Source organism: Kordiimonas sediminis, from assembly GCF_014656395.1.
Taxonomy (GTDB): domain Bacteria; phylum Pseudomonadota; class Alphaproteobacteria; order Sphingomonadales; family Kordiimonadaceae; genus Kordiimonas_A; species Kordiimonas_A sediminis.
Map to the genome: position 1 here is coordinate 982,823 of NZ_BNCI01000001.1, position 14,890 is coordinate 997,712.

Sequence of the window (14,890 nt, forward strand, 5' to 3'; positions counted from 1 at the left end):
AGTTGAAGGGGCTATTTAAACTGCGGCTTTGCGGCGATAGGCACCGGCCATGGAAAGCGACAGAACAGACGCTAGTCTGTCTTTCAGATCATGACGGTGCGTTACCATATCGACCATTCCGTGATCATAGAGATATTCGGATCTCTGGAATCCCTCAGGAAGTTTTTCGCGAATGGTTTGTTCGATCACACGTGGGCCGGAAAAGGCAATCATCGCCCCTGGTTCTGCAATCTGAATATCCCCCAGCATGGCGTAGCTTGCAGATACACCGCCAGATGTCGGATCTGTCAGCACAACAATATACGGCAGACCCGCATCACGCAGCATCTGCAGGGCGACTGTGGTGCGGGGCATCTGCATCAGGGACAATATCCCTTCCTGCATGCGGGCGCCGCCGGACGCTGTGAACATCACAAATGGTAGGTTCATTTTATGTGCGTGGCGCGCTGCAGCGATAATACCCTCGCCAACAGCCATACCCATTGACCCGCCCATGAAGAAAAAGTTCTGAACGGCAACAACACATTCCTGACCACCGATTTTTCCGACGGCTGCTTTGATTGCGTCTTCATCACCGGTGGTGTTGCGGGCTATTTTCAGCCGGTCAGGATATTTCTTGCTGTCCCGGAACTTTAAGGGATCCTGTTTGACCTTTGGCATGTCCAGAAGGTCATAGTTATCATTGTCAAAAAGGGAACTGAAGCGTTCTGCAGGCGGCATCCGGTCATGGGTTTCGCAGTGAGCGCACACATACAGGTTCGCAACAAACTCCTTGTGGAAGATCATCTGTCCACAGCTTTTACATTTATGCCAAAGATTATCTGGAGTATCTTTGGATTTAAGAACCTTTTGGAGTTTCGGCTTTACATAATTGGTTAGCCAGCTCATCAGGTGCCCCTTCTGTTTTTCTTCTCAATTGTCCTAAGTGTACCGGACTTTATACCCGGAACACCACTTATTTCTGTGCGGCGTGAACGCCTGATGCCAAAGCGTTCACAAAGCCGAGAATTTTCTTCACAAGCCCTGCCTCGGGTTTGCCGATCGCATCCAGTCCATTTTCAATCATTGAAACAATGGCTGACCCAACAACAGCGCCGTCTGCAACATGTGCAACCGCCTTTGCCTGTTCCGGTGTTTTAATACCAAAACCCACGGCCACAGGCAGGTCAGTATGAGCCTTGATGCGTTTAACTGCCGCCCCGATATCATCGGCGGTGGCTGATTTTCCGCCTGTGACACCGGCAACTGCTACATAATAGATAAAACCGCTGGCACCATTTACAATAGTTTCCAGGCGGGTATCGTCTGATGTAGGTGTTGCCAGCCGGATCAGATCAATCCCGTGTGCATTCGCAGGAAGGCGCAGTTCCTCATCTTCTTCTGGTGGCAGGTCAACAACGATAAGGCCGTCCACCCCTGCTGCCTCAGCGTCTGTGACGAACCGGTCAATACCGTACGCATAAATAGGATTGAAATAGCCCATCAGAACAATCGGTGTCTCGTGACCATCTTTGCGGAATGCCGCAACCAGTTCGAGTGTTCTGTCCATAGATGCACCAGATGCCAAAGCGCGCTGGGCTGCTTTGTCGATCGCGGGGCCATCTGCGGACGGGTCTGTGAAGGGCATGCCCAGTTCGATAATGTCTGCACCGGCTGCTGGTAGACCGTTCAACAAATCCTGTGCGGTTTTTTGGTCAGGATCACCCGCAGTGACAAAGGTTACAAACGCGGCCCGGCCTTCTGCGCGAAGATTTTCAAACGTAGATTGAAGACGGCTCATAATTCTACTCCCAGCGCATCTGCAACTGTGAAAATATCCTTGTCGCCCCGCCCGGACATATTCATCACAATGATATGATCTTTGGGCAAATCAGGCGCAATTTTCAGGATATGGGCAAGTGCATGACTGGATTCAAGGGCTGGAATAATCCCTTCAAGCCGACAACAGGTTTGAAAGGCTTCGAGCGCCTCATCGTCAGTGGCGGAGACATAGGAGACACGCTCCTGTTCGTGTAGCCAGACATGTTCCGGCCCGATCCCGGGATAATCAAGGCCTGCCGAAATAGAATGTGCCTCGGTAATTTGGCCATCAGCATCCTGCAACAGGTATGTTCTGTTTCCGTGCAGAACACCCGGCTTTCCGCCTGCGATAGATGCTGCATGCTGGTCAGTACCGACACCGTGGCCGGCTGCTTCGACCGCAATTGCCGCGACGTCGCGGTCATCAAGGAACGGGTAGAAAAGGCCAAGTGCGTTTGATCCGCCGCCGACACAGGCAACGAGCGTGTCAGGCAGTCTGCCTTCAAGTTCCAGAATCTGCTGTTTCGTCTCGCGGCCAATGATGCTTTGGAAATCACGCACCATCATCGGGTAGGGGTGTGGCCCGGCAACGGTGCCGATAATATAGAAAGTATCATCCACATTGGTTACCCAGTCGCGCAGGGCTTCGTTCATAGCGTCTTTCAGGGTTGCCGATCCGCTTGTCACAGGCTGTACCTCTGCGCCCAGAAGCTTCATTCTGAAAACGTTGGGTTTCTGCCGTTCAATATCAACGGCGCCCATAAAGACTGTGCATTCCAGCCCAAACCGCGCGGCCACGGTTGCGGTGGCAACGCCGTGCTGGCCAGCGCCGGTTTCTGCGATTACCCGGGTTTTGCCCATACGTTTTGCAAGCAACACCTGCCCAATGGCATGGTTGATTTTATGGGCGCCGGTGTGATTGAGCTCTTCGCGCTTGAAGTAAATTTTCGCGCCGCCCAAATGGTCGGATAAACGTTCCGCATGATAGAGAGGATTGGGCCGACCGATAAAGACCCGGTTCAGTTCGTCAAGTTCTGCCAGAAAGGACGGATCCTTCATCGCAGTGCGATATTCTTTTTCTACATTTTTTACAAGTGGCATCAGGGTTTCAGAGACATAGCGCCCCCCATAGATGCCAAAGTGACCCTTATCATCCGGGCCGGTTGTAAAACTATTCACAGCCATTGTGTCGTCTTTCTGAAATGAATCTGATGCTTATCTAGTCGTTTTTGCGGCTTTTAGGAAGTCTTCAATTCGTTTTGGGTCTTTCTGCCCCGGCGCACTTTCGACGCCAGACGATATATCGACCGCCCCAGCCCCGCTTAGTGTGACGGCATCATGCAGGTTCTCCGCAGTTAGCCCGCCAGCAAGAAGCCACGGTACAGGAAAGGTTTTGCCTGCCAGTATCTGCCACGGGAAGGATACGGCATTTCCGCCCGGCAGAACGGCCCCTTTTGGTGGCTTCGCATCGAAAAGGAAGGCGTCAACACTGCCTTCATAACGGTTGGATGCTACAAGATCTTCCGCTTCCGAGACCGCAATAGCCTTGATCACCTTGCGGCCAAGCAGGCTGCGGATATGGGCTGCCATTTCCGGCGTTTCGTTGCCGTGCAGCTGAATCCAGTCAAGCTGAAGAATGTCTGTCATTTGCTGTATGGTATCAAGATTAGCATTGACGAAAACACCCACGCGCTCCCCGGCCTTAGGCAGACGGGGTGCTAACGCCCTTGCAGTCTCTATGGATACATGGCGGGGGCTTTTCTCAAAATGTACGAACCCAAGCCAGCGCGCGCCCAAGTCCACCGCAAGGTGCGCATGGTCTGCATGGGTTAGTCCACAGATTTTAACGTCAACGGGCACTAGTCTTCGCTTTCATACAAATCTTCAAAGGCAGCTTCGGTTTTTGACATCATCGCAGTCACCGCTGCCATCAGGTCATTACCGTACAGCATGCCGCTATTCCAGGTGGCAACATAATCCAGACCAGCAGCAACTGTATTATCGCGTGCGTGGTTCAAAACGGATTTGGTGCCAGTCACAGCCAGTGGACTTTTCCGGCAAATCTCCTCAGCCAGTTCCTGCGCGGCTTCAAGGCAGGCATCCCAGTCCTTCAGGATGCGGTTAACAAACCCATGCCCGGCAGCCTCTGCGGCCGACATATTCCGGCCGGTGTAAGCCAGCTCGCGGACAATACCCTGGGGCATTAATTTTGATACGCGCTGCAGGGTGCCCAGATCAGCTACGATCCCAACATTTATTTCCTGTATGCAGAACCAGCTATCCTCTGTGGCAAACCGGATGTCGCAGCAGGAAGTCAGATCAACCCCGCCACCGATACAGCCGCCGTGAATGGCGGCAATTACAGGCACGCGGCATGTCTCCACCACTGTGAATGTTTCCTGCAGCCATTTAACATGCCGCAGAAATTTCTCACGGACCCGTGCCGGGTCATCTCCGGCACCGCTTAGGGTGCCTGCAGCTTCTTTCAGATCAAGCCCCGCTGTGAAGTGTTTGCCATTGCCGCAAATGATTGCTGCGCGAATTGACATATCGTCTTCAATGCTTTTGAAGACCTGCCATATTTCCCGGAAAAAAGTGGGATTCATAGCGTTGAGTCTGTCGGGACGATCCAGCGTTACGGTCATAACACCGTTTTCAACATGGGTTTTCAGTGTTTCATAGGTCATAGTTTTCCCCCCTTTGCAGTACCGGCTGATACTTGTGGCGCATCGCTTAGTCCTGCTGACAAAATGTTGTGATTAAAGTGTCCGCCATCTCGGCGGCAGATTCGACAAAGGCGGCATCAATGTTCAGGCCGTAAAGTACGAACAGAAGGTTGGTTGTCTTTGGTGTTACGGCCGTTCGAAGGCTATCTGAGAATGGCGAGCCAAACGGACCAATGTCATCGCAGAGTATCGGTAGCCCTGTCAGGTTGATCGGCCCCCGGCCAATGCCTTCATAGGTTTGATCGCGATTGCCGACCGTAAGGCAAATATCCCCCGCAATCGTATCAACATTGTAGCAACCAACAGGAATGCCGGTCATCAGGGAGACAAGGTTCCCACAGTCTACAACATTATTGACGAGATAAAGGTCCTTGCCGGAAATGACCCTGCGCGTCAGGGATTCGGATGATGGACGATACCTGGAGGGATCTTTCCCGGTTTCGCGAAAAGCTTCCCTGATCTGAGTAATAATCGGGTCGGTGGACGCTGCCTGTCCGAGCAAATCTTCCCGGCGCAGGGAAGCGCCTTCCTCGATGGTGGTAATCAGCCCCTGAGGTGAAGGGGCGACCTCTACTTCGAAGGTCAGAGCACCCAGATGAAGTTGAATATCAAACCCTGTATAGACGGGATCAATGGTGATGGTCACGGTCTGGCCACTCCTTAAAAAACACGTCTATCTACTATAGGCGGTTTTGGGGCAAAGAAAAGGGCCGCCAACGGTGAAATTGGCGACCCTTTCTAATTTCTGCAAGAAGCCTGTCTTATGCGGCTTTGCGACCCTGTGGGTTACCTTTCGAATAGAAAGTCTCGCCGTTTGCAGCCATATCACGCAGCAATTGTGGCGGTGTGAAGCGTGGGCCGTAAGCAGCAGCCAGACGGTCTGCTTCGGCGACAAACTCTGCCACGCCAACGGTGTCGATATAGCTGAAAGGACCGCCAGTGTACGGAGGGAAGCCAATGCCAAAGATCGCACCAACATCGCCTGATGAGGCATCAATCAGTACTTTTTCTTCAAAGCAGCGTGCAGCTTCTACCGCCTGACGCACGAGAAGACGTGCCTTCACTTCCTCAACATCCGGCTGATCGTCGGCCAGTGGGAAATGTTCCGTCAGATCTGGCCACAGATATTTGCGGCTGCCGTCTTCAGGATAGACGTAGCATCCTTTGCCGTTCTTCCGGCCATAGCGTTCCAGTTCCATCATTTTCTCGACAAAACCATCAGCAGGGGACGGTACATATTTATCGCCAAGGGCTTTGCGGGTGGCCATGCCTACCTTGTAGGACAGATCAATGGCAACTTCGTCACCAACAGCCAGCGGTCCCACAGGCATGCCAACCATCTTGCCGGCATTTTCAATAAGCGCCGGTTTGATGCCTTCCTGCACCATGGAATAGCCTTCCTGCACATAGGTTCCGAACGTACGGCTGGTGAAGAAACCCCGGCTGTCATTGACGACCATCGGTGTTTTCTTGATCTGGCTGACATAATCAAGCGCCAGCGCCAGTGTTTCGTCGTCCGTCTTTTCACCCATGATGATTTCAACAAGCGGCATTTTGTCTACCGGCGAGAAGAAATGAATACCGATGAACTGGTGCGGGCGGGAGAAATTCTCTGCCAGACCGGTGATTGGCATGGTGGATGTGTTCGATCCAAAGACAATATTCTTGCCGATCACAGCCTCGGTTGCCTGTGTGACGCTTTTCTTCACGTCGGCGTCTTCAAAGACTGCTTCGATAATCAGGTCGCAGTCAGCAAGGTCATCATAGCTGTCTGTGGTTGTGATATTGTTCAAAAGAGCGTCGCCCTTTTCCTTGGATACCTTGCCGCGGCTAACGCCTTTTTCAACGAGATTACGGCTGTAGTCCTTGCCTTTTTCTGCATTGTCCTTGGAGACATCAAACAGAACAACTTCGATGCCAACTTTGGCCGAAACATAGGCAATCCCAGCCCCCATCAGGCCGGCACCCAGCATACCAAGGCGCTTCACTTTCTTGCGCTCAAAACCGGCAGGACGCAGTGATCCCTTTTCCACAGCCTGTTTGTTCAGGAACAGGGTGCGGATCATGTTTTTAGACACAGGACCAGACAGAAGCTTCATGAAATATTTGGTTTCAATGCGCAGTGCCGTATCGAACGGTACGATTGAGCCTTCATAGACAGCAGACAGAATGGCCTCGACCGCAGGATAGTTATGCTGCGTCTGTTTTTGTGCCATCGCGTTACCGCCGATAAAGACCTGCACGGAACGTGGGTCCATCGCGCCAGCACCGCCCGGATATTTGAAGCCCTTTTTGTCCCACGGCGCAATCGCGCTGGAGGTCTTTGCGACATAGTCTTTTGCTTTGGCAACAACATCTGCTGCGTCAACAACTTCTTGCACAATGCCAAAGCCCTGTGCTGTCATCGGGTTAAAGTTTTTGCCGGTCATCAGGGGCTGCGCAGCATTCTGAATACCGATCAGACGCGGCAGGCGCTGCGTACCACCGGCACCGGGCAACAGGCCGACCTGTACTTCCGGGAAACCAAGGGACAGTTTCGGGTCATTAGCACAGACGCGGTGATGACATGCCAGCACCAGCTCGAAACCGCCGCCCAGCGCAAGGCCGTTCACAGCAGCCGCGAAAGGTTTGGTGCCTTCAACCGCAAGAGTTTTTACATCTTTACCGCCTGATTCGATTTTGCGCAAAATACGGTTCAGGTTGAAAGCCTGTTCAAACGCAGCTTCAGGTGTGTCTGCCTTGAGATCATCGCCGCCAAGCATGGAAAGGTCTGCCCCCGCGAGGAAAGACGGCTTGCCAGACGTGATGACCGCCCCTTTGACGGCATCATCGTTCAGGACTTTGTCGACACAGGTTTCCAGATCCTGGATAAGCTGGGCGTTAAAGACATTCATTGACGCGCCAGGCAGATCAATAGTCAGCAGGGCGACGCCGTCTGCGTCTACTTCATATTTAATAGTCTCAGTCATTAGTTTGTTCCCTTGATCCTGTTACACGCGTTCAATGATTGTGGCGGTTCCCATGCCAGCACCGATACACAGTGTAGCCAGCGCCGTTTCCTTGCCAGAGCGCTCCAGCTCGTCAAGGACAGTACCCAAAATCATTGCGCCGGTTGCGCCCAGTGGGTGACCCATAGCAATCGCGCCGCCGCAGACGTTCATTTTTGAATGGTCAACATTCAGGGCGTCCATGAAGCGCAGCACAACGGATGCAAAGGCTTCATTCAGTTCATAAAGGTCGATATCGCTTGCAGCCATGCCTGCTTTTTTCAGGGCTTTTTCTGCGGCAAAGGACGGGCCTGTCAGCATGATTGTTGGCTCTGAACCAATAGATGCCATGGATTTGATCCGGGCACGTGGTTTAAGGCCGAGTTTTTCGCCAATTTCCTTGTTACCGATCAGAATGCCAGCCGCACCGTCAACGATACCCGAGCTGTTGCCCGCATGGTGGACATGGATGATTTTCTCAATATCCGGGTATTTTTGAATGGCAACAGAATCAAAACCAAGTGCACCCATATCAACAAAGGATGGTTTCAGGCTGCCAAGAGACTGCATGCTGGTTTCTGGACGCATCAACTCGTCATGGTCCAGCACAGTCATGCCAACTACGTCCTTGACCGGGACGATTGATTTGGAAAAACGGTTTTCTTCCCATGATTTTGCAGCGCGCTTCTGGCTTTCCACAGCGTAACTGTCAACATCATCTCGGCTGTAGCCGTATTTTGTTGCGATCAGGTCGGCAGAAATGCCCTGCGGTGCGAAATAGAGTTTATGGGCAACAGCCGGATCAACCGGCCATGCACCACCGTCGCTTCCCATTGGGACACGGCTCATTGCTTCAACGCCGCCCCCGATGGCCATATCGGCTTCACCGGACATGACTTTTGCTGCGGCAATGTTTGTTGCCTCAAGCCCGGATGCACAGAAACGGTTTACCTGAAAGCCTGCAGTTGTCTCGGCATAGTCAGCATTCAGCGCCGCAACGCGTGCGATGTCGGCACCCTGTTCACCCACAGGCGACACACAGCCAAGTACAACATCTTCGACATAGGAGGTATCCAGGTCGTTTCTGTCGCGGATGGCTTCCAGAACCTGCGTTGCAAGCTGGATAGGTGTGATTTCATGCAGCGAACCATCCTTGCGGCCCTTGCCGCGCGGTGTCCTGACAGCATCATAAATATAAGCTTCAGTCATCTGGTCTTTCCCTCTCGTTAAATCCGTATTGCGTCAAACAATTGTTTAGAAACTGGCAGCATCAAGCGCCATGACATCGTCTGCACCGGCCTGTAGTTCAGCCAGCAGGGCTTTGATTTCAGGCATCCGGCGATTCATATAGTAGCGGCCAACAATCAGCTTGTTTTCGTAGAAGGCAGGATCGTCGGTACCGTTCGCCAGCGCGTCTGTCGCCACTGCGGCAATCCGTGTCCACATGTATCCAAGCAGGACATGGCCCATCAGGTGCATGAAACTTGTAGCGCCAGCACCGGCATTGTCTGGGTTTGCCATGCCATTCTGCATCAGCCACATCACAGCATTTTGCAGGTCCTTCACGCCGTCCGCCAGTGGGCCGGTAAAGTCAGCCAGCTTTTCGTTGTCTTTGTGCTCTGCAAGGAAATCACCCAGCATTTTCAGCATTGCCTGGGTTGCGCGGCCACCATTGCCGCCAAGCTTGCGGCCAACCAGATCAAGTGCCTGAATACCGTTTGTGCCTTCATAAATCTGCGTGATGCGGGCATCGCGGACAAATTGCTCCATCCCCCACTCGCTGACATAGCCGTGGCCACCGAATACCTGCTGGGCGTTGACGGTGTTTTCAAGACCGCGGTCAGTATATACACCCTTGATGATTGGCGTCAGTAGACCGACAATATCGTCTGACCACTGGCGTTCTTCGTCGCTGACACTTTCATCGCGGGAGATATCAATCAACAGACCGGCCCACATGGCAAGTGCCCGGGCGGATTCGTTGAAAGACCGACAATTCAGCAACATCCGGCGTACATCGGCGTGAACAATGATCGGATCGGCGGCTTTTTCTGGTGCTTTCGGCCCGGAAAGAGCCCGGCCCTGAATACGGTCATTGGCATAGTCGACAGCATTCTGGTAGCTAACCTCAGACAAGCCAAGACCCTGAATACCAACACCCAGACGGGCAGCATTCATCATGATGAACATGGATTTCAGGCCTTTGTGTGCTTCCCCGATCAGGAAACCTTTAGCGCCGTCATAGTTCATGACGCATGTGGCATTACCGTGAATGCCCATTTTTTCCTCGATGGAGCCGCACGAAACATTGTTTTTATCGCCAAGGCTGCCGTCGTCATTCAGGTTGATTTTCGGCACGATAAAGAGGGAAATCCCCTTAACACCCTTGGGCGCATCCGGCAGGCGTGCCAGAACCAGGTGAATGATGTTCTCAGACAGGTCGTGATCGCCCGCAGAGATGAAGATCTTTGTCCCCGTAATGCTGTAGCTGCCATCGTCGTTTGGCTCTGCTTTCGTACGCAGCATGCCAAGGTCCGTACCGCAGTGTGGTTCTGTCAGATTCATGGTACCTGTCCATGCGCCTTCTACCATGCGCGGCAGGTAGGTTTGCTTCTGCTCTTCAGACCCGTCAATGCTGATGGCCGCCATAGCGCCCAGGCTCAGGCCAGGATACATTGCAAATGCCATGTTGGAAGACACCAGAAGCTCCTCCAGGCATAGGCCGAGAAGGTGTGGCATGCCCTGACCGCCGTATTCAGGATCTGCAGTCAGCCCTGACCAGCCGCCCTCGACGAATTTATTGTATGCTTCCTTGAACCCTTTTGGTGTTGTGACAGTGCCGTCATCATGGCGGGTGCAGCCTTCATGATCACCAGACAGGTTCAGCGGCTGCAGTTCATTTTCAACCAGCTTGGAGGCTTCTTCCAGAATCGCACTAACCAGATCAGGTGTCGCTTCTGCATAGCCGTGAAGATGGCTATAGTTACTGATATTCAGCACTTCATTCAGAATAAACTGCTGGTCTTTGATCGGGGCGCGGTAAGTAGGCATGATTATCTCACTCTCTTAGCTGAAATTGCAGTTAGGGGGTTTTAATAACTGGTGGCTTCCCGGTTTCGGGGCTGACCAGTTTTCCGGTTTTCTGGCAGGGAACCAATATTTCAATCGTATCGCAAAACTCTTCCAGGTCCGCGATCGTGGAATTGATATCGTCGCGCTGTGCTTTCAGGTCATCAATACGCTGGCGACATTTTTCCAGTGTAACCTGTCGCTGGGTTGCGCGGCCATCACCCAGGGAATAAAGGGCGAGCATCTCGCTGATTTCGTTGAGCGAAAACCCAACACGGCGTCCCCGCAGTATCCAGGCAAGCCTGATCCGGTCTGCCTGGCTGTAAACACGCGTCTGACCAGACCGGGCAGGGGCAAGCAAACCTTGCTCTTCATAGTGTCTAAGCGTACGCGCCGTGACATTGAATTCGGTCGCCAGGTCCTTGATGCTGTATGTGTCTTTAAAGTCTTCGTTCATAATATTCCCACTTGGCAAAAAGGTAGTTGACGTTAACGTAAACGTCAATACGAATTTGAAGGATTTTAGAACTGCCTGATTCTGCTTCAATTTCTGGACGGGCGAAAATATGTTTTTGAAATGCGGCTGGTGTGTAGGCTGCGAATCAGTCGGGGATGAAACAGACGGCGTGCGCCAAAATCGAGCCGATACGCCCCTGTTTCCTGTTCTGAGTGTAGTTTGGTGCGGGCAAGCTTGCCAGATACGGGAATTACCCATAGAAAACCCGGATGGAATTGCATTCTGGTGATATCTTGTTTACCAGAGTGCTATAATATGTGTTGGTATCGGTTTCTGATTTAGAATTTGCGAAGTATGCCGCTTTATTTACCCATCGCTGAACTGTCCATGAATGTCTTCCTTGTGATCGGCATGGGATGGATTGTGGGCTTTTTGTCCGGCATGTTTGGGGTAGGCGGCGGCTTTTTGATGACCCCCTTACTTATATTTGTAGGTGTCCCGCCAACGGTTGCGGTGGCGACCCAGTCCAATCAGATCACAGCGGCTTCGGTTACGGGTGCTCTTGCGCATTGGCGCCGGCAGGGTGTGGATGTGAAAATGGGGCTGGTGCTGATTGCTGGCGGTGCGGTTGGTTCCTATTTCGGGGCGCAGCTTTTTACATTTTTGCGGTCTTTGGGGCAGGTGGATTTGATGATCAGCCTTGCTTATGTTCTGTTTTTGGGGTCCGTTGGTGGCTTGATGTTCTGGGAAAGCGTGCGCGCAATCTGGCGGACGCATCGCGGCTATGTACCGCCGCCGATCCCGCGTGAAGATCGCCATAAGGCCTGGATACACGCACTGCCCTTTAAAATGCGGTTCCGTAAATCGCGGCTTTATATCTCGGTACTGTTGCCGCTTGCGATTGGGATGTTTGTTGGTGTTCTTGCTGCGATCATGGGCGTTGGCGGGGGGTTTGTGATGGTTCCGGCGATGATATATCTCCTGGGTATGCCAACCAATGTTGTGATCGGGACATCCCTGTTTCAGATTATATTTGTCACAGCCCTGACAACGATCTTCCATTCCGTCAATACGCAGACCGTGGATATTTTTCTGGCGATTCTCCTGTTGATTGGGGGTGTTGCCGGTGCGCAGATTGGTGCACGGATTGGCCTTAAAATGAAAGGCGAGATGTTGCGGGCGCTTCTTGCCGGGCTGGTGTTGGTGGTTTGTTTCCGGATGGGATACGAACTGGTTGCCGAACCAGAGGAATTATATTCTGTGTATGACGTTAAGACACCAATCGTGGAGGCAGCACCGTGATGCGGCATCTATTACAATTGGTGGTTCTTTGGTTTGCGTTTGCATCCTCTGTCACCGCGCTGGAAACTGACCTTTCCAGCCACAAAATCGAAATTCGCTACAGTTTCAAAGGCGCGGAGCTGATCTTGTTCGGGGCGGTTGGCCACTTTGACGGCGATATAGAGGGTGATTTTGATGTTGTTGTTGTGGTTCGGGGGCCGAACACCGCCGCAGTTGTTCGCCAGAAAGCACGTATAAACGGCATCTGGATTAATGATGAACAAGTAACCTTTCCCGAAGCGCCGGGATATTATGCGGTGGCAGCATCGCGGCCCGTCAATGATATTGCAGCCAGTGAAATACTGGCCGAACAAGGGATCGGGTTTGATAATCTTACGCTTGATGTTGTCGCAGATGAAGGGCTGAAGGGTAGTATTCCTTCATTTCGCGAGGCACTGTACCGCATCCGTGAGAAGGCTGGCCTGTACCGTCAGGAAAAAGACATGGTGGCCATGCGCGGCGAAGAACTGTTCCGGACAGATGTCAGGCTGCCGGCCAATGTGCCAGTAGGGTCCTTTTTGGTGGATGCCTTCATTTTCCAGGAAGGGCAAGTGCTGGCAAAAAATCGTGTTGAACTTGTTGTGGACAAAGAAGGGTTCGAACGTGCCGCCTATACCTTCGCCCATGCCTATCCGTTTTTGTACGGTTTGACGGCGGTATTAATCGCGCTGGGCGTTGGCTGGATTGTTGGGGTTGTTGGCAAGAAATAAAGAATGCCCGTGTGAATATCCCTTAGGCATACGGTGTTCCTTACTGGCATCAATCAGAGGCGTCCTGCCCCTTTTTAATCAGGAAATAGAAGGTTTGCCCCTCTTCATAGGCATAAACAAGCGTATGATGGGCCAGACCACAGAAGGACGGTATATCACGGACGGTGGCAGGGTCTGTTGCAGCAACCTGCAAAATGTCTCCCGCCTGCATGCTCTCCAGCTTTTTTCTGGCTTTCAAAACCGGCATTGGACACAGATGACCGCGGGTATCGAGCGTATCTGTAAAAGTGTCTTTCAACATGGGAAATATCCTTGCACTTACTGATACCATCATAAAAGCGACATCTGAATAGCCGGTTAACAGATTAATGCAAGTGCGAAGATAAGAAGAACCCACCCTTCCGGGTAAAGAAGGGTGGGTCTGTGACCGAGACAAGTGTCTCTGTCTAAGCGGGAAAAGGGTATAGAGTGCTGAATGATTTTCCCGCTTGAAGCCTTAGTGAACGACAGCCTGCATCGGGATTGATGCCTGACGTGCCTGTGCGTTCAAATGCTCGGAAATGCCGACCCACATGTCAAAGCCTTCGTCATCGCCCAGAGCGCGCATTTTTTTGAGCGCTTCATCAGCGTATTCAAGGGCTTTTGGGCCAAGGTTTTTCAGAAGATTTTCTGCGACGATACCAAAATAGTAATGGGGATCAAAATCTAGTGGTTGTTGCATGGTGTATCTCCTGAATTAAAACTGTTTCCAGAGAGATTGCAAAGGGTATGCCACTTATAAAGTGCTTGTCAGGCAAGGGGTTGGAAGGAAGTGGTGCAACATGTTTTAAGCTGGCAGGCTATAACTGCCGGGCAAGATATAGAGGGGCGGCATGGCTTGCCGGCTTGACGGTGGAAATGGTCTCTGGACTTAGGCAGGCAAAATTAACACGTTAGCAAGGAGGCACAAAAAGACCCGGTATCGCTACCGGGCCCTTCTGTCTTACTTTAAAGTAAGCTGGATTAGTTTGTTTCTGCTGTCTATTCGCGGTTGCCCAGGAACTGCAGCAGGAACATAAACAGGTTGATAAAGTCCAGATACAGGCTTACCGCACCCATAATCGCACCCTTGGCAACCATCTCGCCAGAGGACATGTGGAAATAGTCCTGCTTGATGCGCTGTGTATCGTAAGCAGTCAGACCAGCGAAGATCAATACGCCTGCGACAGACACGATAAACTGCAGCATGCTGGACGCCAGAAAGATATTCACGATGCTGGCAATGATCAGGCCGATCAATCCCATAAAGAGGAAAGTACCAAGGCCTGACAGGCTTCTTTTTGTTGTGTAGCCATACAGGCTAAGCGCACCAAAAGAGGCTGCTGTGATAAAGAATGTCCGTGCGATGCTTTCGCCTGTGAACTGGATGAAAATTGTAGACAGGGACAGACCCATGACTGCAGCAAAAGCCCAGAAAATCATCTGTAGCGCGCCCGCAGACAATTTGTTAACACCGAAGCTCATAACCATTACAAACGCCAGTGGTGCAAACATTACGAGATATGCTTGTGGGCCACCAAAGATCGCGTTCAACATGGCTGGACTGTTGCCAACAAACATCGCAATGATGCCCGTAAGCAGGACGCCGGACGCCATATAATTATAAACCTTCAGCATGTAAGACCGCAGTCCGGCATCAAACTCCTTGGTTTGTGCGCCTGTCTGGCCATATGCTGTATCGTATCTTTGTACCATTTCGCTTTTTACCTCATTCATAAAAGGGTTGTTTGGCTCACCGGCTAATATGGTGTTGGCCAACTG

At 52.0% G+C, this 14,890-nt stretch carries 15 protein-coding genes; 2 read left to right on the forward strand and 13 right to left on the reverse strand.

Annotated elements, in window-relative coordinates; all coding sequences use genetic code 11:
- Window positions 1–15: 15 nt before the first annotated feature.
- The 10 genes from accD to IE181_RS04470 all read right to left on the reverse strand — a co-directional run bounded on the left by accD (window position 16) and on the right by IE181_RS04470 (window position 11,039).
- On the reverse strand, window positions 16–888 hold the full coding sequence (gene accD, locus IE181_RS04425) for an acetyl-CoA carboxylase, carboxyltransferase subunit beta (protein WP_191250328.1): 873 nt from the start codon (window positions 886–888) through the stop codon (window positions 16–18).
- Window positions 889–955: 67 nt separating this feature from the next.
- Window positions 956–1,780, reverse strand: coding sequence for a tryptophan synthase subunit alpha (gene trpA / locus IE181_RS04430; RefSeq protein ID WP_191250329.1), 825 nt, complete (start codon window positions 1,778–1,780; stop codon window positions 956–958).
- Complete coding sequence (gene trpB / locus IE181_RS04435; RefSeq protein WP_191250330.1) at window positions 1,777–2,985, reverse strand: tryptophan synthase subunit beta; 1,209 nt, start codon at window positions 2,983–2,985, stop codon at window positions 1,777–1,779. The genes trpA and trpB overlap by 4 nt, the downstream gene beginning before the upstream one ends.
- A gap of 30 nt (window positions 2,986–3,015) precedes the next feature.
- Window positions 3,016–3,660 carry a phosphoribosylanthranilate isomerase gene (locus tag IE181_RS04440; protein ID WP_191250331.1) on the reverse strand — a complete coding sequence of 215 codons (645 nt, stop codon included), beginning with the start codon at window positions 3,658–3,660 and terminating at the stop codon, window positions 3,016–3,018.
- Window positions 3,660–4,487: a crotonase/enoyl-CoA hydratase family protein gene (locus IE181_RS04445; RefSeq protein ID WP_191250332.1), complete on the reverse strand. Its 828-nt coding sequence runs from the start codon at window positions 4,485–4,487 to the stop codon at window positions 3,660–3,662. The genes IE181_RS04440 and IE181_RS04445 overlap by 1 nt, the downstream gene beginning before the upstream one ends.
- 46 nt (window positions 4,488–4,533) lie before the next feature.
- A complete protein-coding gene (locus IE181_RS04450) occupies window positions 4,534–5,172 on the reverse strand; it encodes a B3/B4 domain-containing protein (protein WP_191250333.1) in 639 nt (212 codons plus the stop codon).
- A 115-nt stretch (window positions 5,173–5,287) separates the two neighbouring features.
- Window positions 5,288–7,495 (reverse strand): 3-hydroxyacyl-CoA dehydrogenase NAD-binding domain-containing protein, encoded by a 2,208-nt coding sequence (locus IE181_RS04455; RefSeq protein ID WP_191250334.1) that lies wholly within the window; start codon window positions 7,493–7,495, stop codon window positions 5,288–5,290.
- 21 nt (window positions 7,496–7,516) lie between these two features.
- Window positions 7,517–8,722 (reverse strand): acetyl-CoA C-acetyltransferase, encoded by a 1,206-nt coding sequence (locus IE181_RS04460; protein ID WP_191250335.1) that lies wholly within the window; start codon window positions 8,720–8,722, stop codon window positions 7,517–7,519.
- Window positions 8,723–8,767: 45 nt separating this feature from the next.
- Complete coding sequence (locus IE181_RS04465; protein WP_191250336.1) at window positions 8,768–10,564, reverse strand: acyl-CoA dehydrogenase C-terminal domain-containing protein; 1,797 nt, start codon at window positions 10,562–10,564, stop codon at window positions 8,768–8,770.
- A gap of 31 nt (window positions 10,565–10,595) precedes the next feature.
- Complete coding sequence (locus IE181_RS04470) at window positions 10,596–11,039, reverse strand: MerR family transcriptional regulator (protein WP_191250337.1); 444 nt, start codon at window positions 11,037–11,039, stop codon at window positions 10,596–10,598.
- A 354-nt stretch (window positions 11,040–11,393) separates the two neighbouring features.
- On the opposite strand from IE181_RS04470, the gene IE181_RS04475 reads away from it, so the two are divergent.
- The gene (locus IE181_RS04475; RefSeq protein ID WP_191250338.1) at window positions 11,394–12,341 is read left to right on the forward strand and encodes a sulfite exporter TauE/SafE family protein; all 948 of its coding nucleotides are present in this window, start codon (window positions 11,394–11,396) and stop codon (window positions 12,339–12,341) included.
- Window positions 12,341–13,090, forward strand: a complete 750-nt coding sequence (locus tag IE181_RS04480; protein ID WP_191250339.1) for a TIGR02186 family protein — start codon at window positions 12,341–12,343, stop codon at window positions 13,088–13,090. Before IE181_RS04475 ends, IE181_RS04480 begins: the two co-directional genes overlap by 1 nt.
- Window positions 13,091–13,139: 49 nt before the next feature.
- Here the strand turns inward: IE181_RS04480 and tusA are convergent, their stop codons facing one another.
- The 3 genes from tusA to IE181_RS04495 form a co-directional block, all read right to left on the reverse strand.
- Window positions 13,140–13,391, reverse strand: a complete 252-nt coding sequence (tusA, locus tag IE181_RS04485; RefSeq protein WP_191250340.1) for a sulfurtransferase TusA — start codon at window positions 13,389–13,391, stop codon at window positions 13,140–13,142.
- Between the two features lie 195 nt (window positions 13,392–13,586).
- Window positions 13,587–13,811, reverse strand: a complete 225-nt coding sequence (locus IE181_RS04490; protein WP_191250341.1) for a hypothetical protein — start codon at window positions 13,809–13,811, stop codon at window positions 13,587–13,589.
- Window positions 13,812–14,110: 299 nt separating this feature from the next.
- Window positions 14,111–14,824 carry a Bax inhibitor-1/YccA family protein gene (locus IE181_RS04495; protein ID WP_191251558.1) on the reverse strand — a complete coding sequence of 238 codons (714 nt, stop codon included), beginning with the start codon at window positions 14,822–14,824 and terminating at the stop codon, window positions 14,111–14,113.
- Between the last annotated feature and the right edge of the window lie 66 nt (window positions 14,825–14,890).